Annotated in this window: 18 protein-coding genes; 7 read left to right on the forward strand and 11 right to left on the reverse strand. The window is 37.9% G+C overall.

Annotated elements, in window-relative coordinates; genetic code table 11:
- Positions 1–13 precede the first annotated feature (13 nt).
- Positions 14–754 carry an SDR family NAD(P)-dependent oxidoreductase gene (locus tag ACQ96U_RS03365; protein ID WP_431719819.1) on the reverse strand — a complete coding sequence of 247 codons (741 nt, stop codon included), beginning with the start codon at positions 752–754 and terminating at the stop codon, positions 14–16.
- 111 nt (positions 755–865) lie between these two features.
- Here ACQ96U_RS03365 and ACQ96U_RS03370 point away from each other — a divergent pair, with 111 nt between their 5' ends.
- The 5 genes from ACQ96U_RS03370 to ACQ96U_RS03390 all read left to right on the forward strand — a co-directional run bounded on the left by ACQ96U_RS03370 (position 866) and on the right by ACQ96U_RS03390 (position 10,899).
- Entirely contained in the window at positions 866–1,420 is a 555-nt protein-coding gene (locus ACQ96U_RS03370) for a helix-turn-helix domain-containing protein (protein WP_431719820.1), read from the forward strand.
- Between the two features lie 681 nt (positions 1,421–2,101).
- Positions 2,102–7,462 (forward strand): C80 family cysteine peptidase, encoded by a 5,361-nt coding sequence (locus ACQ96U_RS03375; protein WP_431719821.1) that lies wholly within the window; start codon positions 2,102–2,104, stop codon positions 7,460–7,462.
- A 152-nt stretch (positions 7,463–7,614) separates the two neighbouring features.
- Positions 7,615–8,079: a methyltransferase family protein gene (locus ACQ96U_RS03380; protein ID WP_431719822.1), complete on the forward strand. Its 465-nt coding sequence runs from the start codon at positions 7,615–7,617 to the stop codon at positions 8,077–8,079.
- Between the two features lie 322 nt (positions 8,080–8,401).
- Positions 8,402–10,123: a DEAD/DEAH box helicase gene (locus ACQ96U_RS03385; RefSeq protein WP_431719823.1), complete on the forward strand. Its 1,722-nt coding sequence runs from the start codon at positions 8,402–8,404 to the stop codon at positions 10,121–10,123.
- Between the two features lie 413 nt (positions 10,124–10,536).
- Positions 10,537–10,899, forward strand: coding sequence for a hypothetical protein (locus ACQ96U_RS03390; RefSeq protein ID WP_431719824.1), 363 nt, complete (start codon positions 10,537–10,539; stop codon positions 10,897–10,899).
- A 117-nt stretch (positions 10,900–11,016) separates the two neighbouring features.
- On the opposite strand, the gene ACQ96U_RS03395 is transcribed toward ACQ96U_RS03390, so the two are convergent.
- Positions 11,017–11,583 (reverse strand): hypothetical protein, encoded by a 567-nt coding sequence (locus tag ACQ96U_RS03395; protein ID WP_431719825.1) that lies wholly within the window; start codon positions 11,581–11,583, stop codon positions 11,017–11,019.
- 314 nt (positions 11,584–11,897) lie between these two features.
- Between ACQ96U_RS03395 and ACQ96U_RS03400 the strand changes: the two genes are divergently transcribed.
- Entirely contained in the window at positions 11,898–12,803 is a 906-nt protein-coding gene (locus ACQ96U_RS03400) for an ADP-ribosylglycohydrolase family protein (protein WP_431719826.1), read from the forward strand.
- Between the two features lie 110 nt (positions 12,804–12,913).
- On the opposite strand, the gene ACQ96U_RS03405 is transcribed toward ACQ96U_RS03400, so the two are convergent.
- Together ACQ96U_RS03405 and ACQ96U_RS03410 are read right to left on the reverse strand one after the other, a co-directional pair.
- A complete protein-coding gene (locus tag ACQ96U_RS03405; RefSeq protein ID WP_431719827.1) occupies positions 12,914–13,198 on the reverse strand; it encodes a hypothetical protein in 285 nt (94 codons plus the stop codon).
- A 319-nt stretch (positions 13,199–13,517) separates the two neighbouring features.
- Positions 13,518–14,186 carry a hypothetical protein gene (locus ACQ96U_RS03410; RefSeq protein ID WP_431719828.1) on the reverse strand — a complete coding sequence of 223 codons (669 nt, stop codon included), beginning with the start codon at positions 14,184–14,186 and terminating at the stop codon, positions 13,518–13,520.
- Between the two features lie 585 nt (positions 14,187–14,771).
- Here ACQ96U_RS03410 and ACQ96U_RS03415 point away from each other — a divergent pair.
- Entirely contained in the window at positions 14,772–18,647 is a 3,876-nt protein-coding gene (locus ACQ96U_RS03415) for a G8 domain-containing protein (RefSeq protein WP_431719829.1), read from the forward strand.
- Between the two features lie 78 nt (positions 18,648–18,725).
- Here the strand turns inward: ACQ96U_RS03415 and ACQ96U_RS03420 are convergent, their stop codons facing one another.
- The 7 genes from ACQ96U_RS03420 to ACQ96U_RS03450 form a co-directional block, all read right to left on the reverse strand.
- Positions 18,726–19,451, reverse strand: a complete 726-nt coding sequence (locus ACQ96U_RS03420; protein ID WP_431719830.1) for a substrate-binding periplasmic protein — start codon at positions 19,449–19,451, stop codon at positions 18,726–18,728.
- A gap of 103 nt (positions 19,452–19,554) precedes the next feature.
- A complete protein-coding gene (locus ACQ96U_RS03425) occupies positions 19,555–20,283 on the reverse strand; it encodes a substrate-binding periplasmic protein (RefSeq protein WP_431719831.1) in 729 nt (242 codons plus the stop codon).
- Positions 20,284–20,442: 159 nt separating this feature from the next.
- Positions 20,443–21,255 carry a substrate-binding periplasmic protein gene (locus ACQ96U_RS03430; RefSeq protein ID WP_431719832.1) on the reverse strand — a complete coding sequence of 271 codons (813 nt, stop codon included), beginning with the start codon at positions 21,253–21,255 and terminating at the stop codon, positions 20,443–20,445.
- 251 nt (positions 21,256–21,506) lie between these two features.
- Complete coding sequence (locus tag ACQ96U_RS03435; RefSeq protein ID WP_431719833.1) at positions 21,507–21,974, reverse strand: GNAT family N-acetyltransferase; 468 nt, start codon at positions 21,972–21,974, stop codon at positions 21,507–21,509.
- Positions 21,975–22,049: 75 nt separating this feature from the next.
- Positions 22,050–22,994: a hypothetical protein gene (locus ACQ96U_RS03440; RefSeq protein WP_431719834.1), complete on the reverse strand. Its 945-nt coding sequence runs from the start codon at positions 22,992–22,994 to the stop codon at positions 22,050–22,052.
- Positions 22,995–23,396: 402 nt separating this feature from the next.
- Positions 23,397–24,125 (reverse strand): substrate-binding periplasmic protein, encoded by a 729-nt coding sequence (locus ACQ96U_RS03445; protein ID WP_431719835.1) that lies wholly within the window; start codon positions 24,123–24,125, stop codon positions 23,397–23,399.
- Positions 24,126–24,297: 172 nt separating this feature from the next.
- A complete protein-coding gene (locus ACQ96U_RS03450; RefSeq protein ID WP_431719836.1) occupies positions 24,298–24,711 on the reverse strand; it encodes a VOC family protein in 414 nt (137 codons plus the stop codon).
- Between the last annotated feature and the right edge of the window lie 6 nt (positions 24,712–24,717).

Raw genomic sequence — 24,717 nt, forward strand, 5'->3', positions numbered from 1 at the left:
TTATGTAAAGAATTTATATTTGAGCTAATCCGCCATCTACTTGTAAATCAGCGCCCGTTATAAATGAAGCTGATTCGGATGCTAAGAATAATGCAGCTTCAGCTATTTCATTTGGTTGACCTATTCTACCAAGAGGGGTATTAGCAGTAACCTGTTGAAGAATAGTTGTCAGGTTATCCTTATCAAAACCGAATTTATCTAAAATAGGCGTTTCAGTCACGCCAGGGGAGATAGCGTTAACCCTTATTCCTTTACTACCAAGTTCTTGAGCAAATGACCTAGTCAAAGAGCGGACAGCTGCTTTTGTCGCACCATACACTGACCAAATACCCACACCTCGCTGAGCTTGAATGGATGAGACTAATATAATTGAGGCCTGTTTATTGAGAAAGGGGAGGGATTTTTGAACAGTAAAAAATACACCTTTAAAATTAATGCTTATACTTTTGTCAAAACTTTCCTCGCTAACCTCAGGTATGTTCTCTGATATGGCTACACCTGCGTTGGCAATAACAACATCTATGTTTCCCCAACACTCGTTGCACTTGTTGTAAAATTTTTGCACGTCAGTAGTAGAGCTTACATCCCCAGAAAATATCAGAACATTGTCAGGAAACTTTTTTTGTACATTTTGCATTCGTTCAATTGATTGAGCGAAGATAGCGACATTGAAACCATTTCGCAAGAAACATTCTGAAATTGCGAGTCCAATTCCTGAATTACCGCCAGTGATGGCGACTACACGATTTGACATGATTGTATCCTTGGTAAAAGTTGGTCATTGTTTCAGTGGCTAAGTGTATCTTTTGCTGTTCTCTTGTTGTACGGTATAAAGGAATATTTCCAATATATTGGACAGATTGCTATGAGTTTTGAGTATATAAGTGCTTTTATTAAGAGTTACAGGCTGGCAAATGGAGAAAGCCTTCAATCCTTAGCCGATCGGTCAGGGGTAAGCCGATCGATGATATCTCAAATAGAAGGTGGCCAGACGAGCCCCACAATTGTGGTATTGGCGAAGCTTGCAACAGCAATGAATGTAAGACTGGGCGATCTTGTTGAGCTACCAAGAGGATCGCAAGATGTGCAAGTAGTAGAGCCCTTAGAAGATAATATTATCAGTAAGCGAGGTAGTGCCTTTGTATGCCATCAGCTAATGGCAAGAGCTGGGCAAGTGCCTATCGATTTTTATCATTTTTATTTTCGCGAGTTTGGCAAAACAGCTTTTTCGGCGAATGTTCCAAAATCAGTAAAATATTTGTGGTTAGAAGAAGGTCAATTAAATATTTGTGTTGCTCACAAGGTGATTACGGTAAAAGCCCGTCAAATGGTTACATTTAACGCTTCAATGCCTCATCGCTTTGAAAATAGATCGGGTGGATTAGCTAAAGGTATATTTATTGTTACTTATCAAGACTGATTTCTATCCGCTAGACTACTGATTGACACTAAAATTTGACACAGCTCTCGTAAACATCAGGCTACTAAAAGGTGTAATGGAAACTTGCTATCGATGCAACATTGAATTGACTGCAATGAGTTTAGATACATCAGATATTTTATGTTTCTAATATCCATTATGCAAAGTGATAATGATTTAACATCTGAAACAAATGCTAATGTTCCCAAAGTAGAATGTTTCATAGATACATAACTATAAGCATCTTAATGAACGTAGGTGACGAGAATTCTTAACATTATTTGAAGTTTTGTTTATTGATTTTCTTGTTGCCATAATTAGTATGAAAATAAAATAATAATTGTATGGTTTGTGTGTTCGTAGTGTATCGCTCTATTAAATTTTAGGAATAATGTTTTTTAAAAGTGTTTATATTGTGTTTGATTTTCTCTGTGAATCTATTTATTTTTAGAGTGGGTTGATTTTATTCGGTTTTGATGCTTTTCTCTTGCATTGCTATCTTTTTATTCGTTGCAGGCAATGTACATATTTTCTTTTGTGTGGCTGCTTAGAGATTTTAACGTCCCAAAAATCTGTATTTATTTCTCGTATGGGATAATACCCTTTACTCTCTCCACTCTGGTTTTACGGGGAGTTATTTTCACTGAGTTTTTAGTTGTTTAATGTAGTAAGGATAAACTCGTGCCTGATAGTGAAACAAATGAAGTTGTAAACAGTGGCGCAAATATTGGTGCGCTTAGCTTTGAAGATAAATTAGCAAATTTTATATTAGCCTCTGCATATTCTAATGAGCATATTGATTCATGGTTAGAGGGTGTTGCTATACCTGATAAAGCAAAAAACAAGCAAATTACTGAAGCTAAAAAAAAGTTTGAGACAAAAGTTCGTGAACATGTTGAAGCTTGGGAACCTTATTTAAAAGAAGGTCAACAACTTAATATTCGTGCCTACGCAGAGGGATCACTGGTTAATCAAGCCAAGGAAGTATTAGCAAATCTCCCAGGATCAGATCAGTTAACCGTCGAGCAAATTAAGGATTATCTTTTAAACCCTAAGCAAATTCCAAATGCGACGCCTGAGCTTATTACTAAAATAAAGCAATTATCACCAGAAACCAAAGGACGGGGTGCCACAGGAGATGCAACTGAGATCAATTATGAGACAGTGGCTGTAACACTTGTTGATAAAACACTTTATGTAGCGTCTAATACTAAATCTAGACTTGGTGTAAGTATTGACCCGAATACGAAAAAGCTTACTGGGCTTGATAGTAAAAATAAATATTTATCATTTTCGTTATTTCAGGATGCGGATCAGCGTAGCCATGCTGCTAACAGAGTGGCAGTGGTTGATCAGTTGCAAGCGGAGCTACAAGGTGTCGCTGATTTTGATCGGGTTGTTTTTATTGGTATAGGCGATACGCCACAAAATGCTAATGATGCTGCTAAACCTCATGCAGAAATGCAACTATTAAGGTATTTTAAAGATAACGATATTTCATTAACAGACAAAACAATAGGTATATCAAAACCTGCATGTAGTTCCTGTACTGTTAAGCTCCAACAAAGTGCGGTTAGTTATCGTGATGGAACTAGAACCAATGAAAATATAAATACTAAGCAAACTAACTGGCTTGAACCGAGCGAAATAAACGGTGTTAAAGTCATTTATGAGGCAAATTTTAAACAACCTACGGCGAGTCAATTAACAGACTATCGTGTATTAACGGCTGCAAATTGGCGACGTCCATCCACAAGGCAAGTAGAGCGATTGAGCGATCAATCGTCAATTGCGGGTAGTAAATATTCAAATAATGTTATTGTCCAGCTGGATGGCGATGTTGTTAGTTTTAATGCTGCGTTACGTTTATTTCATAAATACCCAGCTAATAAGGTGAAATGGCTACAGTGGAACCCTCAACAAGGGCAAGTAGTGGATGCACTAACAGGCCAACCTGTTTCAGCATTACCCATGACAGTCAATGATCAAATGTTGTTGGTTGGACACTCAGAAGCTACTCTCAATAATCCGTTGTTACAGCATGGCTCTACGTTAGCAGGCTTGGGTCCAGAGGAATTAACCAGCAAACTTTTAGAGCATGGATTACAACAGGTTGTACCTAAAAAAATCAGTTTAGTGGGTTGTGGATTGGGTGCCGTTGATAGCCAGCAGGGTAGTCGATTTGTGACACAAGTTGCAGAACAAATTGCGGCAACTAAGCCTGAAGCTAAAGTGATAATATCAGCACAAGACACTGTTGTTAAAGTGAATGCTCAGGGACAAAAAGAAACACTGCGTTTTATGGAGGATGGTCAGGTTATTTGGAAAGCTGGCGATCATCAACATAAGGTGGTTGTAACAACCAACGGTTCAGGCGGTGTTAGTGAACAGGTATTTACATTGGGTGAGGGAGAAAAGCCATTAAGCCAGGTTGATACTGATATAATTAAAAATATAAAAATTGAAGATGCCTTGAGCCAAATGAGTCAGACTCGCACTTCTGCTTTGGGAGTGGATGCAGATGCTTTTTTTAGTCCTGCGAAAACACTTCAAGCGGCTCGTTTGAATGATCAAAAGTTGATTCAAAACTTAGTTGAACAAAAGCTGACTTCTTTAGGAAAACAGGCAACAGATTTTGTGGGGTTTGCTGAAGGCACTGATTTATCTTCTGGTAAGCTTGTTATTGAGTATCAAGATGCAGGGCAACGCAAAACGCAGCGTATAAACACTGACCAAAACCAGTTTCGTACTACAAAAGTCATTAATGGTTTTCGACAGGAGTTTGCAAAGGGAACTGCGCGTACTTCAAGAGCGTTAGGTATATTTATGACGCTAAAAGGGATGGAAAGTCTGTCTGATGCTTTAACAAAAGGGGATGCGAAGGCTATCGCGGCGAATTCTGCAATGACCCTTTATGGTGTTGGTGAACTGGCCAATATGCCCCCTAAAATTTTAACGGGTACGGGGGATTTATTAGCGAAAGCCACGGCTTCTACGGCAAATGGTTTATCAGAAATAGCAGCACGTAATGCGGCTCCTGCTTTAGCCAATTCGTTTGCTCAGTTTAGTCGTACGGGTGCTGCGGGTATACGTGCGTTTAGCAAGTTATTAGCCAAAGCTACACCATTAATTGGTGTGGGGTTGGGTATCCATGGCATGAGTGAGGATTTAAAAGATCCTGATAAAGTGAGGGGTACAGTCAATTTTGTGCTTGATTTTTTTGCTACAGCAACAGGTGCATTAGCATCGATACCTTCTCCTCTGTCACCTTTATTTGAAGCATTTTCGATAGGCTTTACTATTGCCAGACTAGGTTTTGGCACATTATACGACAATGTGAAAAAAGCGCTGAGTGAATTACCTGATGATGCTTCTTGGCAACAGCGTGCTGATGCATTTTTTGAAGGTCTTGGTAATGGTATTGAGCAACTGTTTTATGAGTTCCATCCGATAGGCAATATTATGAATGCTTTACAGCAAAGTGAAGCATTAGAAGATCAGTATCGAGAAGATGTAAAACTGCTGTCATTACTGTCAGATTATCGGAATTATTTTAGTATTTATCAAACAGATGAAAATGGTCCAGCAACCATTGATTTTGCGAGTGCTCCAGCTTCTTATTATGGCGGTAATTTACAGTTTAAACTGGGTGATCCGGGTTATGATTCTTCGTTAATTATTGACAATATGGTTGATACGTCAGGAGAACAAAAAAGACAGACGTTTTCTGTAAACACAGAGGGTGTACAAAATATTGTATTAGGTATCGGTCAGTCCCCTGAAATCACGATGGAATCCAGAACAGTCAAAATGTTGTGGGTTATCCCAATTAATACCAAGCAGGTTATTGTACGTAATGAAGGAGGAGGGATAAATACTGACGAGGGGTCTAGAAATGGAACCTATGAAGGGAATGATAAAAATAATGTTTTTCAAACCATTCAACAGCAAACGGCTGGAGCGCCGTTGTCAAGCTACAGCTACACCATGAAAGGACTGGCTGGTGATGATTTATTTATTTTAGGCCCACAGCAAATTATGGTGTCTGGGGATCAAGGTGCAGATACCTATATCGCAGGGGAAAACGCTGCAGAATGGTTAACCATTAATAATTTTGATGACTCAACACAACCAGGCTTGGATACGCTGATTGTTAATGCAGAACTTAATGCTATTACTGCGTATAAATTGCAGGTTAAAGAAGGTAGGGAAAAATGGGGCTGGAGTGATGATGTGTTGGTGGTTTATAAAGATAAACAACAGAAAACACATTATGTGCGTATCCAAAATTGGTTTAAAGGCAGTCATTATCAGCATTTACAAATAAAAACCCAAGACGGTTATTTAGTCCATGTGGGAGAGCTTGTTTCGGCAACACTGGGAGATCGTGCTGAAGACCATAGTAATGGTAATGGGGAAAGGACTGTAGTGTCTCGTCAGCCTGGACTTAGTAATGAGCATCCTCAAGAGGCGGTGAGCACACATGCAAAAATCTTATTGACGCCTGTTGCTTATGATCGATCTTCTACTGACCCACAACAGGAAACAGGTGCTGTATTCAATGCTAATCGTCTAGGCATGGAAAATATTCGGCAAATAACAGGTACCTCAAAGGGAGATCAGCTGACAGGTAATGCCTTGGCGAATGTGTTAAACGGTTATGGATCGAGTGCGCAAGTAGATAAGCTTGTTGGTGGCGAGGGTAATGACGTTTATTTAGTTCAGTCTTATTTGGATAGAGCCAATAGTGTCGAAATTGATAATCGTGCACATGATAAAGCTATGGATTATATTGTGCTAGGGGCAGAGCGATCCCATTTATCATCATTGTCTGTGAATGGCGAAGATATCACTTTTAGCGCACGTGTTAACCAGCAAGCACAACAGCAAAAAATTGAATCATTGACAGCAGATAAAGCAAAATTCCAACAAATTGCTGCTTTTTTAAAACATATAATATCCCAATATGAAACATTGTCTTTGCAGGCATTTGATAATGCGTTGAGGGAAAGGACTGTTGCTTTTCAGGGACAGGTTTATGAGGTATCAGATGGGGAGGTTTATGCTTCTGCAGCTGAAAAAATATTGGGTAAGCCTACTGTCGAACGGTTAAAAACCTTTGCTAGCAGAGTTCCTCCTGCTCAGTCGTTTTCTGATGCGGTAAAACAGTACACTGAGCGTTATGAAAAATTAATCTTGAAATATCAACAACAAATTGAGGAACACACGACCTATAAAAATGATGGTCATTCAGGAACACTTAATGTCAAGCTAAAGTATTGGACTCAGAGCGAGTCTGTGCAACATGTTCGTTTTAAAACCAGCGACAATTTAACCCTAAAACTTGTGCAGAATAATGATCAATATCAGTTTCAGGTGACAGGGTTTGATGCGTCAATGTCTGCACAAGGTGTGGTAGTAGACCGAGATGCCACAACTGGAATACACCCATATGTTGATTTAGTGTCATTTGCGGGTAGTCAGTTTGGTGACCGACTAACGGGGAATGATAAGAATAATATTTTGCAGGGTGGTGGTAATGGTGGCACTGTCTATAGCTATGATACTTTGATTGGAGGGAATGGCCATGATGTCTATATTTATACACCTAAGACAGATGGATTGGTGGTTGTAGATACAAACGCTGATGATGGAAAGCAGGATATCGTATTGTTTAATGCCAAGTACGAGGATATTAAAACGCGTAGCCTTGACTTAGCAGACTCCAGTAAAAGTATTCATCTGGGTAAGAGTATTTGGCTTCGCTTAGATGTCGCGGATCAAAAAGGAGGGTTGGTTGTACAACACTTTCAGCAGGATAATAAGCATAGGAACTTAATGTTTAAATCCATTGATGGTGTTTACTTTAAGGTTGATCACCAATCACTAGTTAAGCAACGGGTTAACAATAATGATGTGGGTCGTTTGAATCAATTGGTACAGTCAATGAGTTCAATGGGTTCTCAAGAAGCGAGTAGTGAAGTGTCTTCTGCTGCTGTATTGCAAACAGATAGCCCATTATTAACAGAAAGCCATGCGTAATGATGACCTTGATATAAGACATTAAATTTATAGGATGAGTTTATTCAAGATGCAAGGATGCATCTAAGTCATTCGATGTTTAACTTGTTTAAATAGTTAAGCCGCTTAAGCTATTAAGATGTTATTGCGGATGTGCTTATTGAGATAATACATTGAAAATAACACTGTCACTTAAAATTCCCCCCGTTTTGGTAGCTCTAGGTGTCGCATTATTAATGTGGTTGGTGTCACTGTTAACTACACCCGTGTTATTCTTAGCTGGCGTGAGAATGTTACTTACAGGTTTGTGTCTTATTTTTGGGGGAGCTGTTGCCACTGCTGGCGTTTTTGATTTTAAAAGTGTGCAAACTACAGTTAATCCGTTGTTCCCTCAAAATACAACGTGTTTGGTAAAAACAGGGGTGTATCAGTTTACTCGAAACCCAATGTACCTTGGTCTTTTTTTCATATTACTGGGGTGGGGGTGTTATCTTGCAAATGGTTATTCTCTCTTGATATCTACAGTGTTTGTTCTTTACATGAATCATTTTCAAATTGCGCCAGAGGAAAGATGTCTGTCTGCGCTTTTTGGGGATGAATATGAAGCATACAAACAAAGTGTAAGACGTTGGCTATAATCCCCCCCCAGTCTCATGCTGTTAGACATAGGGATATTTCAATGATGAGTTTTCCCTGAGTATCCAATGTTATTGATGGGTTTCAGGACATTTGCTGAAGGAAACGGTGATTTTGTAGAGCACAAGTGACTGATTGGGACCGTTATAGTCTATACATTAAAGAGAAGGTGCAGATGTGAGAGGCAAAGGTTTCGCTTCGAAAAGGAAAAAAGCGATACAAACCTTTTGCAATCACGTATAATGCGCGCCTTATTTTTGTTCAGGGTTTGCCCATGCCACAGACAACTGCCCTGACTAGAGTGTTTTTGTATAGGTATTCTTAATGTCTGTTGATGAAAATTCTTCGCGCAGTTTCCACGATTTAAACCTTATTCCTCCGGTTTTACGAGCACTGGATGATGTTGGCTATGAGACGCCTTCTCCAATTCAGGCTCAAGTGATTCCTCATGTAATGTCTGGTCAGGATGTTATTGGTCAAGCTCAAACGGGTACAGGTAAAACTGCTGCTTTTGCCCTACCGCTGTTGTCTCGTATTAATCTTGAGCTGAATGCACCTCAAGTGTTGGTGTTAGCGCCAACTCGTGAGCTAGCTATTCAAGTAGCTGAAGCTTTTCAACGCTATGCAGCGCATATGAAAGGGTTTCATGTATTACCTATTTATGGTGGACAGGAATATCGTGGGCAATTGCGTCAGCTTAAGCGTGGTGCTCATGTTGTGGTGGGGACGCCAGGTCGGGTCGTTGACCATATCAAGCGTGGGACGTTGCAGCTGAATAAGCTACAGACAATAGTGCTGGATGAAGCTGATGAAATGTTACGCATGGGCTTTATTGATGATGTTGAGTGGGTATTGGAACAAACACCTGCTGAGCGGCAAATAGCGCTATTTTCAGCGACAATGCCTAATGAAATTCGCCGGATCGCGCAAAGGCACCTGGTTGATCCTACCGAAGTTGCTATTAAGGTAAAAACCACTACTGTTGATACCATTCGTCAGCGTTACTGGTTAGTGAGTGGTGTCCACAAGCTGGATGCATTAACCCGTATGCTGGAAGCAGAACCATTTGATGGCATGATCATCTTTGTGCGTACAAAAACTGCGACCTTAGAGTTGGCTGAAAAGTTGGAAGCACGTGGCTTTGCTTCAGCACCTTTGAATGGTGATATCCCTCAACAGCAACGTGAAAAAACAGTGGATCGTTTAAAAGCAGGTAAGTTAGACATACTTGTGGCTACTGATGTTGTCGCCCGAGGGTTAGATGTACCTCGTATTAGTCATGTCATCAATTTTGATATTCCTTACGATATTGAAACTTACGTGCATCGAATTGGCCGCACAGGTCGGGCAGGACGAAAAGGGGAAGCAATATTATTTGTTGCACCTCGTGAGAAGCGGATGCTGCATAGCATAGAGCGTGCAACTCGGCAGCGTATAGAAGTGATGGAATTACCATCTACAGAAATCATTAATGATCAACGGATTAGTCGTTTCAAGCAGCGAATTACAGATACTATCGCTGAAGAGTCTTTGGAGTTCTTCCTGCAAATCGTAACTGACTATCAGCAAGAGCATAATGTGCCTGCACAGGATATTGCCGCAGCACTGGCGAAGCTGGTGCAAGGTGATGAGCCTTTACTGCTTAAGCCTGAACCTAAGCGGAAGCAGATTGACATTTCTGCTGATAAGGGGATGGAACGTTACCGTATTGCGGTAGGCCATCAACATGGCGTTAAGCCCAACAATATCGTAGGTGCTATTGCTAACGAAGCTAATATCAGCAGTAAACTCATTGGCCGTATCGATATTCAAGAGCAGTATAGTACGGTTGATTTGCCTGCAGGTTTGCCTCAAGATATCTTAAAATCTTTGAAGAAAACCCTGGTGTGTGGTCAACAACTTAAAATCACCTTGACGGATGAAGTGGTAGAGCGATCACCAAGACGTCGTAAGCCAAGCCCTAAAAAAGGGAAACCTAATAGCGGGTCTCCAGCAGGAAAACCTAAAAAGAAAAGAGCACCACGAAAGGAAAAACGTTCCAGTTAGTGCTGCTTTTTTACCAGGAAAGCAAAAAGGCCATCAAAATTAGATGGCCTTTTTTTTGTTGTAGTTTTAAACAGTGATGCTTCGTTAATCTGTTGATTTAAAAAGCTATAGTTTAGGTAAGTCAAACCATACTTCCTCTAAGCCTTCTTGATCTGCCCTAATGTGGGAAAAGTCGCCTAATTCATCACCTGATGTAGTCCATAAGGTTATACTAATTTTGAAAATAGTTTATGTTTCAAGCATAGGTGCTTAGAGATACTTATTAAATTGAATAAAATAATATGAGTTGTTCTATTAAAACAAACTTATTATTAGTCGAGGGTGGTTTTTCCATTTTTATGAACTATTTAATAAATAATTTAGTCATACTGATGAGAAGAATTTGTAAGTAACCCATAAAGATACTTTTTAAGATGATCAAACAATTAAGTACTTCACTGCTGGTTTTTTTAAGCAGCTATGCGATAGCAGGTCAAGAGTATAAAATCCATCTACAGGTAAAACATAATGATAAAATGTATGCATCTTTTGAGCTAACGTTACCAAAAGACAAGTGGTTAGAAGTGCAAGATGAAAACTGCACATATTCCGCATTCATATCTGAGCTGGGGAAAAAATCACTTATTGTTAATACTAAAGTGCTTTGTGGCGATGACCCAGTCCAGCAACCAACATTTATGTTAGATGCTGAAGACAGTAAAGGGAGTATGGTACTTGGAGATGAAAAAAATAATTGGCAATATGATATTGCTGTTGATGCTTTAGGCAAAATTTAGCTAATAAGAACTCAGAAAATAAACGCTTAAATAAATTGATATTTAAGCGTTTATTTTAATGAATGCTTCAGCATTTTAAATAGGAAAAAAGTACATCCTGATGTGTTAAATACATTTTTATCTATCGGGGTAATCACAGATGATGTCACCATATTCTTTTCGGCAATTATAGCCACATCTCACCTCATTAATGTGTTTCACACAGTTCATGTCAGGACGGGAGGCACAGATCCAGCCATCAAAAGGACTTTCTTTACAGTCATAACCGCAGGCTTCTTTACCAAATGCATCTGACCTGCATTGATACTTTGGTCCTCTATGCCTTGATCGATGTCGTGGAGGGGGCTGATCACATTTTACATCCATAAATTCTTTTCGGCAGTTATATCCACATTTAACATCTGTTACATCTTTCACACAGTTCATTTCAGGATGAGACGCACAGATCCAACCATCAAAAGCACTTTCTTTACAGTCATAACCACAGGCCTTTTTACCGAATGCATCGGTATGGCATTGATATTCGGGGTGATGGTAGCCATGACGCTTATATGGATGAGAGGGAGGTTGACTATTGGAGGTTGGGTAATAATCAGGCTCATCTACCTGCCAATGCGAATAAACGCAACCCGATAATGAGCCTATCAATAGTAATAAAATACCTAGTTTATAAATGATCTTCATGAAACACTCCTGACTATCAACCACATAGTTCGCCTCAAATTACTTTGAACTCATGGTATGTTAGCAACTGATAGGTGTGTAATTATCCTTTATATGAATAATTATTTCATCAAAATAAAGACAATTGGTTCAATAAATTTGACTTGGATACAAAGAGAATAAAATTACAAATCATGTATTTTAATAAAATGATTTATTGTAAAAATATATGTGTTAAATTGTATCAAGGTTAATATTGTTATTATAAATTTAGATAAAAAGTGTTTGAAAATAGTAATGTCAACAAGCTTTAGTATAAACAGTAGGGAATAAGGATGAAATTAAACCAATATCAGGGATGTTTTATGGGGTTGGCATTAGGTGATGCATTGGGAGCATCGTATGAGGGGGGAATTATAGAAAGGCTATTATGGAAGTTGATTGGGCGAACAAAGGATGGATTGTATAGGTATACCGATGACACTCAGATGTCTTTAGATGTGGCAGATACGTTCCTAAAATATGGGGCAATTGATCAAAATACGTTAGCTAAAGCATTCGCCAATAGCTATCGCTGGTCAAGAGGTTATGGTCCTGCTGCAGCGTCATTACTTAAGCAAATACGTTGTGGAGCTGAATGGCATCAAGTAAACCGTAAACAATATAAAGAAGGCTCTCTGGGTAATGGGGCTGCTATGAGAGCACCTATTGTAGCATTGTGTTTTCCTCATGATGAGGTGTTGATGAAAGAGAGTGTAAAAAAAGTCTCAGAAATAACGCATGCACATCCTTTGGCTATTGAGGGAGCTGAGCTTATAGCACACACTGTCTTAGCTGCACTTAAAAATAAACCTATTGCTTCTATTGTATTACTGTTATCGGATTGGTGCACATCAAGGGAATTTAGCCATAAAATCGACTTTTGCATTAACTGTATGAATGCTTCGGAAAAAGTTAAAAAAGACAGTATAAAAAAGACCTTGGGTAATGGCATTACAGCTACAGAGTCATGTATAACAGCGATTTACTATGGATTAAAATATAGAGATGACAGTTTTGAAAGCATGCTGTCTGATATTTTTAATTTAGGTGGTGATACAGATACTATCGGTGCGATGGCCGGCGCAATTTGGGGGGCTTTCAATGGCGTTGATAGCTTATTAAGTCTGGGAGAAGAGATTGAGAACTCAGAGTATATTTTAAACATATCCCATCAACTATATGAAACTGTATGCTATTAATATGCCTAAACAAGACAGTTTAGTTATTTTTGTCATACGATGAATTATAAACTAACCTTCAGTTATTATTAATAAAAAATAGGTATGTGAGAATCGCTTTAATAATGTACCTATTGTTGTGTTAATTTAAGTTGATCCCTGAACTGTCTTATTACTGACTCAGAGATATCAGAGGGATAGCAATAGGGGGAATAGCCTCCAGGTTTGCTATAGGCACTTCGTTTACCGCAACGACTACCATTTCTCGCCAGGTTATAAGGACAAGGACAATTACCTGGATAGGCTTGAATAGATCGCTGAATGATTAACTGTTTGATTTTTGGGTCAGAAAAATCTTCACTGTAAATGTTGCTTGAGATAATTAAAATTATAAAAAATAGTATTATTTGTTTCATTGTTACTACCTTCCTTGTGTTAAATACCTCAAGTAAAGACTATATACCCTTCATTATGGGTTATAGTAACAATAAAACAATGCTCTAATAGTTTGAAGATGTATGGTTGACTTGCTAGTTTTGTTTGGTGGTAATGTTGAAATTAATAAGTGTTTTCGTGAAGGGTAAAGATTATTACGAGGAGCTGTTTGCTATGTATTTGTTGATACTGCACAGAAGTGGTTAGGAGCACTTATTTTCATCGGATAGATGATATCCTCTTAACCACATTTGTTTATCTGTGCAATACATATAGGTAATTAAGGTGGAACGGTAAAACTTAAAGCATTGTTTTACGTTTTCTAAGAACTGATATTGTTAATAGTCCCGTTGCAAGTAGTGCAATACTAAAAGGTGCAGGAACTGGCGTTGGTTTACATTTAGCATCAACTTTAATATCAAAGTCAGAAGCTACGCCATGGTCTTCACGTAAAATCTGTAGTCGGTGATCACCTGTTGCAACATTAGCAATGTCGATATTATATTCATTGATATTAGAGTGACCTGGTGCTAGTGCTCCGGAGATATACTGGCCATCAAACCAAAGGTAGTATCCATTATCTACCCCAAGATCAATATGTAAATCAGTGAAACTGCTTGTTGTAAATTCATAGACAATGGCTGTTTCGTGATTAATTTTCCAGGTATCAGGTATATTATTTACGGTGGTCCATGTACTACCAGCACCGCTATAGTCACCATGTAGCCAGTCATTACCGAATGCAGCACCAAAAGTAGTTGGCTCAACGGCTTGGTTGATGACAGGGTCTCCTTCACTTATATTGGCACCAGGAAATTGAGAGGGACCATAATAGTCTGCCATATCCCCAATACCGTCGTTATAGTACCCACCTGTATTGTTATCAATAATAATACTGGCATTTGCAGCTAAACTAGTACTGAGTGAAGCAATTAGAAAAAATTTTGAAACTACTTTATTTACTTTCATTGTTAATTTCGTCCTTTAATATCCAATCCAACGATTAAAGCGAACATATATTACGCAACATATATGCCATAAAAACGTCATATTGAGTAAGTAGGAATAATAAACGATAGCTGGGTGAGTCGAAGAATAAGGATGTAAATAAAATTGACGATTAGAAAGTAGATCTGCATCACTAAAATGATTGGATTTTTAATAAGGTAAAAAAATAAAACATTATGAGGGGATATGTTTAAATTTTTTTATGCTAAAGAAAATATTTTTTTGTAAAAATGGCTGACAACTGAATTAAAGGAATATTGAGTATTAGTTGCTAAACTATAGTGCTATTTTGTATGCTATTAGAAAGCACTTAATCGTTTAAGCTTTTAGGTTACCTTGAGTGACGGGTGAAATCGATTTGCATTTATCCATCATTTGATGCTGATAGAACTGCTACAAAAAATTACAAATAAAAATGGTCAACCCAGTAAACTGTTCTGTTGTTTGTTATAAATATACCCATAATGAAAATTCTTAGGGTAATCGCTATGAAGTTCACATATAAAAATGATTTGTGAAGGTTATATATTACAAGGGAGTAGCTGAATGATTATTGATGGATGTATACAGCATATATATGGAGCATGTAGGAAAAATAATTTTTCCTTGTTTGTATGGTTAAAATTTTTTTTGATCGTCGTTGTCTTTTTCATTCAAAGTGAACGAGTCGTTGCAGAAACCGCGGTCATCATTAAAGAGCTGATTCCCATTAAACAGGCTGGTTTTGAGTCTCCAGATATTCCCTCTGGGGGGTTTCAGTATGCTCCTGAGAGTGCTGAGTGGTCTTTTTCTGGCGCTTCAGGTATTGCTGAAAACAGTTCAGGATTCACTTCGTGTAATCCGGCGGCACCACAAGGACAGCAGGTACTTTTTATACAAAAAACAGGGTTTGCCAAAAAGACAATTACAGTCCCTAGTGAAGGTGCATATCGTATTAACATGTTGGCGGCACAACGTGGTTGTGTAAATTCAGCCAGTGGACAAGTATTAAATGTTACACTAGGTGGCATCAATGCGGGTAATATAAGACCTTTGAGAGCGGAATATCAATTATATTATTCAGCTGCTTTATGGTTACCTTCTGGGTCGTATACGCTAATAGTGGAAGGGATAAATGCTAGTGGAGACAATACTGCTCTGGTTGATACTATCCAGTTAGAAAAGTTACCTCTGTGGTCAAAAGCGGCGTCCTGGCAGGAAAACACAGTACCTACAGCAGGTAGTGATATATTTATTCCTTCTAATTCCACGATTGTCATGGATGATCAAAATGAAGCTAACGTTATCACTGTAGACGGCACTTTAACGGTTCCTCTGAATAAAAATTTTTCGCTTGAAGCAAATGAAGTTCATATAAATGCTGGCGGCGTGCTGGAAATTGGCAGAGAAAGAAGCCCTTTTAAAGCAGAGGGAACAATTACATTAATCGGTAATAATCCAACGACAGATTCGAAATTTATTCGTGCTATGAATCGTGGTCGAATTGAATTGCATGGAAAACCACAATTGTCTTGGACACAACTGGAAACAACCGCTGTTGCTGGTAGCAATACCATTACCTTAAAAGAAGCTGTGAATTGGCAAGTGGGTGACAGAATCGTCATTGCTTCATCAGATTTCGATATGAATCATGCTGAAGAATTTACGATTAGTGCTGTCAGCTCAGATAATCGTACACTTACTCTTAGCGATAACTTGTCATTTAAGCACTTCGGAAAACTACAACAATATAGCGATAATGGTCAGGAATGGGTATTGGACGAGCGAGCAGAGGTTGGTCTTTTATCACGGAATTTAACGGTTCAAGGTGATGAAGACAGTAGCCAGCTTGCTTATGGTGGCAACATTATGGTGATGAGGGGGGCTATAGGTCGGCTGTCAAATGTTGAATTAACCAGAATGGGACAACGGGGCACACTGGGGCGATATCCTTTTCATTGGCATCTTGCAGGTAACGCTGCAGGTCAGTACATTCGTAATTCCAGCATTTATCATACCTATAACAGAGCTATCACAATACATGGCACAGACAACGCACGAGTGGAAGATAATGTCTGCTATGACAATCTTGGTCATGCTATTTTCATGGAGGATGGTAATGAAATAGGTAATACAATCGTTAGAAATCTGGGGCTAGTCACGCGTAGACCTGCTAAAGAAAATGCATTGTTACCTAGCGATACAACGGATGGTCGATTAAGAAATGCCAGCGGGCCTTCCACTTTTTGGATTACTCATCCCAACAATATAGTGAGAAATAATCACGCGGCGGGTTCAGATGGCTCTGGTTTTTGGTTTGCGTTCCACCAAAACCCTAACAGTCCTGTTTACGAGCAAGGTTTAAATCCAAATGTAATTAACCTCCCTGCTGGGAACATAGATAATAATACGGCACATTCAAGCTTCCATGGCTGGTTATTAGGAATGGCCCCTGTGGCAAATGATGCAACACAAACCCCCAATTTAAATAATGATTACATGCCAAGTCAGGCACCCGTTATAAATGGGCTAACGGTTTATAAAAATTATCTGGGGTCATACTCAAGAGTAGGAGGTAATAGTCTCAAAAGTACCTATAACAATTTCATCGTAGCGGATAATTATGAGGGAGAGGCAAGCACATGGATCACGGATTATAACCAAGTACTGTGGGTAGGTGCCTCAGAAAATTATGAGTCTGTTGTGCCGTTGGGTCGCTCTGCTTCGAGTGGTGTTTTGGGGCTTGTGATTGGTCACATACTTTATGATGGTCCCGTCCATATCAAAGACTCTCACTTTACAGGTTTTGAACGTAAAAACTTTACTCTGTTCGACCAGTGGGGCGCTAACATTAAATACTCTGGGCACTCACTTATAAATACAACAGTTGCTGCCAACAGTTACCAGGTAAGGTATCGAAATGATTATGTAGGGCCGGTCTGGTTCAACGCCGTTATTTATGACGTTGATGGTGCTTTTACAGGTAAGGCGATGACAGCTATTTCCCAAGATCATCCTATATTGGTAGACGATAATAGCCGTCAGATAAAACAAGGATTGAGCGGTGTGGAAAGTTCATATCGCTATGCTTATGTTGAAGTACGTCCATCTGATGAAATCTGGTTACCTACACCAGTTTTGGTTAGTTCGCGTCGCCAAGCCAGCACTTTTTTACGCAGTGATGGTGTTCGTTATACTGAAACCCGTAAAGAAATTGAGGGTGTTAGCCTCTTACCAATGGTTGATGGAAAGTACACATATAGTTATATCTTCCATGATGCAATTCCTAGCATTACCAGGTTTGACTACCACAGTATGAGTGTGGGTGAATATGTGACGCTTGAATTACCTGGTGTACCCCAAAATGCCAATGTATACCTTGGTAATCCTGCTGGACAATATGGCTACTCAGGTAATTTGATTCAATTAGGTTCTGTGGGCTCAGTGGCTGCATTGAAAGCTTTTGATGGAAATGCATGGGCTTATGAGAGGGGTAGCTTGTATATTCGTTTTAAGGCACCTGCGGGTGCAAATTTTCAAAACCCTGGAATATTGGGGTCACTGTTTATCTGCTTGAATCCAGGGTGCACACCTGGAGCAAACCAGCCTTTGCCACTGAGTATTTATGCACTTAATAAGCAGGGGAGTGGCGGAAAAACAACATTTCAACAGTTGTTGAGAACCAAAGATTTGATCGCAACATCTGTTCAAAACAGTGCTCTTGAAGCAACAGATGAAGCCTGGCAATTTGATCTGACGGACTGGAATAATGATGGCTATATGGATGTTGCAGGATTCAAAATGCAGCGAACAGGCACAGGTTCAACAGAATTACATGTTATGGATGGTAAGAGTAATTTACAGCGTTTTATCTTTCAGTCTGGCACGGGCTTGGGCTATTTGAATACCAATGATCATATGGCACTTCGAGACTATAATGCGGATGGTAAACCTGATATTTGGTCTATCATGCATAATGCAACAGGCAGTGGTCGTACTGAAGTGCATGTGGTGGATGGTAACAGCCCCCAACGTTTTTTATTGCATAGCGCAACACCGCTAAGTTTACTTCCTAACACTTCTGATGAGTTTTTAGTGCATGACTACGATAATGATGGAAGTGCAGATGTTTGGTACATTGCAAAACAAGGTGCATCCAATACCACAGAGGTTCATATATTAGGGAACAAGAGTGGCTTTAAAAATTTCACTTTGCATACTCCAACTGCACTGCATGCGACTAATGAGGATTGGAGTTTCCGAGTGGCAGACTACAACCAGGATGGTGTGCCTGACTTGGTTGGATTTAAGCGTACAGGTGTAGCAAGCATGGAAATTCATGTACTTAATGGTGCTAATAATTTTCAAAGCTTTTTATTGCAAACCAGAACTGAGTTACCCAAAGGTACAGGTAATAATGTTTACTTGATATCTGATAGGTAATTACTGAAAAGAGCTGCATTTTTGCAGCTCTTATAGGGATATACTTGTTGGATTTTAAGGATTTGTGTTGTATAGAGGCTATCTAAGAATAATCTTTCCTTGTTTTTCTAGCTCGGTATACGATTTTTTAAGCTGTTTAACATATTTTTTCTCTGTAGATAGACTGGCAGCCATATACTCTTGAACGGAAAATACTCTTTGTAAAATTGAAAACTGGTCTTTTTTTAAATTGTTTTCTTTTGCAAGGGCAAAAAATTGATCTTCTTGAAATAATGTAAGCTTAACACGGCCTTTAGCTAACATAAGGATTAGTTGGTCTTGTTGGGTTATGTCTATAATTTTTTTAAACCCGTTTTTTTGTAAATAGGATTGATTGAAAGAGTCCCTTTCGACAACAATAGGCATTGATTTTAGGTCTTGGGATTCTTTATCCAAAGTTGTTTGCTTTAATTTGATAAAGGAGTTCCAAAATTTTTTTGATACAGGCCCTATCCACTGAAGCTTACTTTCTCTTGCTTCAGTTCTTCCTACAGAAACTAAAATGGTATTTTTATGGTCAAGTCCCATTTTGTAGGCTCTAGCCCATGAAAATGTCAGCATTTTAAAATGAAAACCAGCATTTCCTATAACTTCACAAGCAATATCTGCAGCATATCCTTCTATAAAATCACCTTTTTTAATCCAGTAAGGAGGATATTTGGTACTAACAACCGTTAAGTAAAACGTTACTTTTGGATGAGTACTTGTTAAACGATGTTTGAAATTTTTATTACAAGTTTGTCCATGGCTAACCAGACTAGTCAAGGATAGTGCTACTAAGAGTATTTTAAAAAACACTAGGTTGCACATTGAACTACATTGCCAATATGATCAAAATCCAATTGAGTATTCAATGAATGATGGTTGCCTATTTTATATTATGTTCCTTTAGTATCTTATCAAAGGTACCATCACCTTTAATAGCTTTTAATCCTTTGTTAAAAGCTTCAATAATTTCTTTATGTTTTTTGTTTTTTAAGCCTGAAGTGACATGCACTTTTTTTGTGGATAGCATGTTTTTGGTGAACTCTACTTGTTCCATTATTTTAGGATCACTACTCATAATTAGGGCTCGTGCCACAATTTCATCTTCTAGCGTCAAGTCTATGCGGTTAGCAACAAGCTTTTTTAAATTCTTTATTAGGTTACTGGTTTCATGGTGGGTAAAATTAGTAGCATTCATAAAGTCGTCGCCATAACCATATCCTCTAACAATACCGACTTTCTTGCCATCTAAACTTGCTAAACCATTATATTCAAAATTATCACCCTTACGCTTAATGAACTTAATCTGATTTTCTAGGTAAGGATCGCTGTAAAGTAAAAATTTAGTCCGTTCTTCAGTCCACCATGTGCTGACTAATATATCGTAACTCCCTTTTTTTACGCCATCTATGGCCCTAGCCCAGGGTACAAAATTCATTGTAAGATCATATCCCTCCCGCTTAAATGCTTCTGTAACGATTGCTACAGAAAGACCCTGATTAGGTAAATCTGGTGAAAGAAAAGGAGGCCATGGATCGCCAGCAGCAGTGATTTTTTCACCAAAACAAAGACTTGTGAGTAACGAAAGCCATAGTATTAAGATTAATTTCATTCTTATTATCCTTTCATTGAGTAGATAATAACTAATGAGTAACAGTATAGACCACATGAAAGGCAGGTTCTTTATATTGACTTATTGATTTTAAAGAAAAAATAAGAATAGAGGTAATAAGGTATATTTACTGAGTGAAGTGTACTTGCTAAGTGGTTATTACTGCTTCCAAGATCGAAGTGGTAATTCTAAATATTTAATAATTAGGTCATCAATAAACTGCGCTTTCTGAAGCTTAGCAATTGTACTATTAATAGATTTTGTAAGTTGAGGATTTTGTTGGGCTAAGTTTTTATTTAAGGTTATAAAGCTATCTCTATCAGCTAGTTCTTGAAGAAGAAATACTTGATCGGCTTTTTGCATTAATTTTGCCTGATAAATAAAAGAGATATCTTCGGCAATGACACAGTCAACTTGATTTTGTACAAGTAAATTGACTAATTGAGGAAGTCGTTGTACAAGTCGAACATCGAGGTAGTCAGATTGCGTTAGCCCAACAGACTTTGGCGATGTGCTGCTTAAAAATCCAATACTTACACAAAACTTGTTATGTGAAAGACGTTGATTGAGCGCTGGCTTATGCTGACGATTAATAAAGATTGATACCGTTGCCGTATAAAGAGTATCTGAACGCCATAATCTCTCTGACAATTTATCCGTCATATAGGGGGTTGTTGTCACCATACCATCAAGCGATTGTTTTTCTACTAAGTATTGAGCTCGTTGTACAGGATAAGGTTTTATTGAATAAGCTCTATTCATACGTTTGAAAAGTTCAGCGATTATTTCAATATCAATACCAGAGAGACCATTTTCCTTTGTGTTAAAACTATAAGGAGGAAATTCGTGTACAGTCGCTAGTTTAATCTCTTCGCCTAATAACACTGTTGAGAATAATATGCTCAATAATATGTTGAATTTTATTATTTGTTTAAATGATAAGCGTATATTGTTTTGTTTAATAGTAGGCATAGAACACAAACTTCACATGTAAGTAAAGAATTGATTTCAGAGTATAGCTAAAAAATACTCGCTTTTTATTATTGTATCTGAAATGCGAGTTATAAAAAAATACTATAGATTTGAGTTTTTTAGAAGCTTTTTTGTTGGGTAGAGTTTTTTTTGTCTGCGGGATTACTATTTGTTGAGTGAAATCCGCTATGAAATAATTGATAATCTAATTGTTATAATTATTAATGTTTAATAGTATTTTTAATAAAATGCTATTCTAATGTTTTAACCATAATATGGCTAATCTGTTCAAAACCATTTTTTTGGTAAAGTGCTTGAGCTACTTTATTGTCATGGTATACGTGAAGTGTAATATGATGATAGCCTTGTTCTTTAAGCATGTTGATTATAGTTTTTAGTGCAGTTTGGCCATAACCTTTGCTTCTATAAGATGGATCAATTTCTATACAGTCTAGCCAAACTGAATTATCAGTTTGGTTGAATGAATACACTAACGTTCCAATATTAATCTGTTGCTTATTTTCAATAATATAGAACTTATGATTAGGGGTTTTTAAGCCTTCTTTGTATTTATAGGATGATAGTTGTTGGGTTGCACTAGAGTAAGCATCTTTTTTAGATAGATTATAAGCACATTGTATCCACTGTGCATATTCATTGATTTCATTTTCAAGAAAGTGTTTAAACTCACTAGAATTCATTGATCGTAAAGTAATCATATAAACCGCCATTAAAAAAAACGGCACAGAGGTGCCGTTTAGAGTGAGGTTAAGAAACGCTTTATTATTATTGGATTAGTAGCTTGCTTCAACATTGATAATTTGGAATTCACCATAGACCGAAGAGAATACCGATGCACTGTCGCATGGGCCATCTAAGATTACTTTAGTAATTTGGTCTGCTTTTAGTTCTACACCTTGCTTAGGATAAGTACGAAGTTTTTTACCTAACTTTGTTGCATTACGTTTGCTAAGTGTACATTTGAAGTCAACGGACTGGTAGTTATAAGCATCAGCTGCACGTAACCAGAAGGTGAATTGTGCTGGTTGGCTTTTATGCTCACCTTCTACATGGGAACTACGGAAGGTGACTTTGTTACCATCATAACCAGACTCGTTTATCTGATAATACTGTTTACCTGCACACGCTGCTGAAGTAGTAGGTGTTAGCTCAGACCGTGTATAGTCACCAAAGAAGTCAAACTCAATAAAAAACCAACCATTAAGCTTGCTGCCAGCATCCGCAAAAGCAGAACAGTCTACGGCGTTGTTATTCGTTGCTTTAGCCTGATTTTGCGTCTGTGCTTTGTTGGTAACGGGTGTTAACTCAGTAGTAGAAACTGATGTAGTGCTAGAACAGCTACCAGAGCCTTTACATGATGATGTGCGAGTGATAGAAGTAGGTGTTTTAGTTTCTGTAAACGTTTTAGTCACGTTTGAGTTGTTATTATTAAACCAGGAACTCCATTGGTTATTTGAGTTAGAGTTATTATTTTCTGTAAAACGTGTTCTAGTAGTACTCGTTGTTGTGGAAGAGGTAGGTTTCAGTTCTGTGGTAGAGACGGAAGTAGAAGTTGAACAGCTAACTGAGCCGGAGCATGATGAAGTGCGAGTAATAGACGTTGGGGTCCTAGTCTCTGTTTCAATATTTTGACTTTTTTCTGCTGCAAGAACTATATTTGAGCTTGCCATCGAAAATAAAAAAGCAGTGCTAGAAAATAAAACTGTAGAAAGTTTCATGTGGGTTCCTTTTTAGTGATTGTAAAAATTATCCAGTATTAATCTTTGTTAAATTTATTTTTATATTCAATAATGGTATGAATTTTATATAGGCGGGTAGAAAGCGGAAGTGAGCTAACAAAAAAAACAGACACGATTCACAATAAATAGTGTAACAGTGTTGATACAAATGTATTAAGGTGTCAGATACCCCTTCCTAGGTCCTAAATATAAAGGTGTCAGTATTAGTAAGTTTGAATTTTTTGTAAAAAATTACATTTTAGCGTTAGCTATTTGAATGTTTCAGGTTTAATAAAGAGAATATTTATTTGGGGCTATAAAATTAACTGGGTATAAGCGGAATTAACGCTGTTTTAGTACCTTGGTGTTGGAAAAAATTATTTATAACAGCTTGTAAGCATATCATTGCGGTGAAGATGTGTTTGTGAGGTTGAACCCTTTATCAAATAATTCTTTGACTTGTTCTCCCCTTGTCGTTTTGGGGAAAAGAACATGATATTCGAATTGTTTGATAGGTTTTTTTGAGATGCTCACCATGGACTTTTGTTCTGGTGCTAAATATTGATCGATTGCTTTTTGGCCAACACGTAAGTTTGATTCAAAGACATCTGCTCGGTTCGATAATATCATATTGAGCGCTTGTTTTTCATTTTTGACATAATAAATAGTGACGCCTTCAGCTTCTAAATAATCGTAGTTATAGCCAATAAAACCAACAAATCGATACTGAGTTAAGTCTTTAATCGTATTCCATTGAATTGGATTGTCTTTTTTGTGGAATAGGTGTGCATATTGTGTAAGTACAATACTTTCAGAAAAAAGGCTGAATTGCGTTCTTTCTGTATTTTTAGACCACCCGGGTGTTGCATCAATTTCCCCTGTTTTAATCATATGAAAAGCTCGTTTCCAAGGTAACCAGAGAAAAATGATGTTATTAATACCAACCGCATTAAGTGACTGTCTTACTCGTTGAGCAAGAGATCCATATTGGGGGAGTGATTTGCTTATATAAGGAGGCCATTCACCTACACCTACTTTGACCTCCTGTATTTGATTAGCATAAATATTATTTATTATAAAAATGACTGAGTATAAATATGACTTTTTTAAAAAATGTATAAAAGCTAACATTAAATGATACGGTTATCACTCTATGAATCATAAAAATAAGTATAGATGTACTGAGGGTTCATAAGATACAAATATTTTTCCTTTATAATTAGAGTATGAGGATTTATTAAAAAATTGGATGTGAGCAAACTAAATTTGAAATAGCTATTGTTTAATGAATTTGCCAAGTAGGTTACTTGGCAAAAACTTGTTCAAAATTTTTAAAACCTTTAAATTCAAGAGGGTTTCCAGCTGGGTCAGAGAAAAACATAGTATGTTGTTCGCCGGGTTGGCCTTTAAATCTAATCGTTGGTGGGAGGATGAAGTTGATGTTAGCCTTGCATAGGCGCTTAGCAAGTTTCTGCCATTCGTTTAGCTCTAAAATGAGCCCAATGTGGGGCATTGGAACTTGGTGTTCACCCACAAATCCTGTTAGGGTTGTGGTAAACGGTTTACCAAGGTGAAGTGATATTTGGTGATTAAAGAAGTTGAAATCAACCCATGTATCAGTGCTTCTACCTTCTTTACAACCTAAAACATTACTATAGAAGGATTTGGCTACAGATAAATCATTTACGTGGTAGGCTAGATGAAAAAGTGATTGCATAATGGT

Origin of the sequence: Zooshikella sp. RANM57, assembly GCF_050749885.1 — a bacterium.
Taxonomy (GTDB): domain Bacteria; phylum Pseudomonadota; class Gammaproteobacteria; order Pseudomonadales; family Zooshikellaceae; genus Zooshikella.

Excerpts from the sequence above, each read along its gene's own strand:
- ACQ96U_RS03400 (WP_431719826.1), top strand. The coding sequence starts at position 11,898 with ATGAAATTAAACCAATATCAGGGATGTTTTATGGGGTTGGCATTAGGT.
- ACQ96U_RS03410 (WP_431719828.1), bottom strand. The coding sequence starts at position 14,186 with ATGAAAGTAAATAAAGTAGTTTCAAAATTTTTTCTAATTGCTTCACTC.
- ACQ96U_RS03425 (WP_431719831.1), bottom strand. The coding sequence starts at position 20,283 with ATGAAATTAATCTTAATACTATGGCTTTCGTTACTCACAAGTCTTTGT.
- ACQ96U_RS03430 (WP_431719832.1), bottom strand. The coding sequence starts at position 21,255 with ATGCCTACTATTAAACAAAACAATATACGCTTATCATTTAAACAAATA.
- ACQ96U_RS03405 (WP_431719827.1), bottom strand. The coding sequence starts at position 13,198 with ATGAAACAAATAATACTATTTTTTATAATTTTAATTATCTCAAGCAAC.
- ACQ96U_RS03440 (WP_431719834.1), bottom strand. The coding sequence starts at position 22,994 with ATGAAACTTTCTACAGTTTTATTTTCTAGCACTGCTTTTTTATTTTCG.
- ACQ96U_RS03450 (WP_431719836.1), bottom strand. The coding sequence starts at position 24,711 with ATGCAATCACTTTTTCATCTAGCCTACCACGTAAATGATTTATCTGTA.
- ACQ96U_RS03385 (WP_431719823.1), top strand. The coding sequence starts at position 8,402 with ATGTCTGTTGATGAAAATTCTTCGCGCAGTTTCCACGATTTAAACCTT.
- ACQ96U_RS03395 (WP_431719825.1), bottom strand. The coding sequence starts at position 11,583 with ATGAAGATCATTTATAAACTAGGTATTTTATTACTATTGATAGGCTCA.
- ACQ96U_RS03445 (WP_431719835.1), bottom strand. The coding sequence starts at position 24,125 with ATGTTAGCTTTTATACATTTTTTAAAAAAGTCATATTTATACTCAGTC.
- ACQ96U_RS03390 (WP_431719824.1), top strand. The coding sequence starts at position 10,537 with ATGATCAAACAATTAAGTACTTCACTGCTGGTTTTTTTAAGCAGCTAT.
- ACQ96U_RS03365 (WP_431719819.1), bottom strand. The coding sequence starts at position 754 with ATGTCAAATCGTGTAGTCGCCATCACTGGCGGTAATTCAGGAATTGGA.
- ACQ96U_RS03415 (WP_431719829.1), top strand. The coding sequence starts at position 14,772 with ATGATTATTGATGGATGTATACAGCATATATATGGAGCATGTAGGAAA.
- ACQ96U_RS03370 (WP_431719820.1), top strand. The coding sequence starts at position 866 with ATGAGTTTTGAGTATATAAGTGCTTTTATTAAGAGTTACAGGCTGGCA.
- ACQ96U_RS03435 (WP_431719833.1), bottom strand. The coding sequence starts at position 21,974 with ATGATTACTTTACGATCAATGAATTCTAGTGAGTTTAAACACTTTCTT.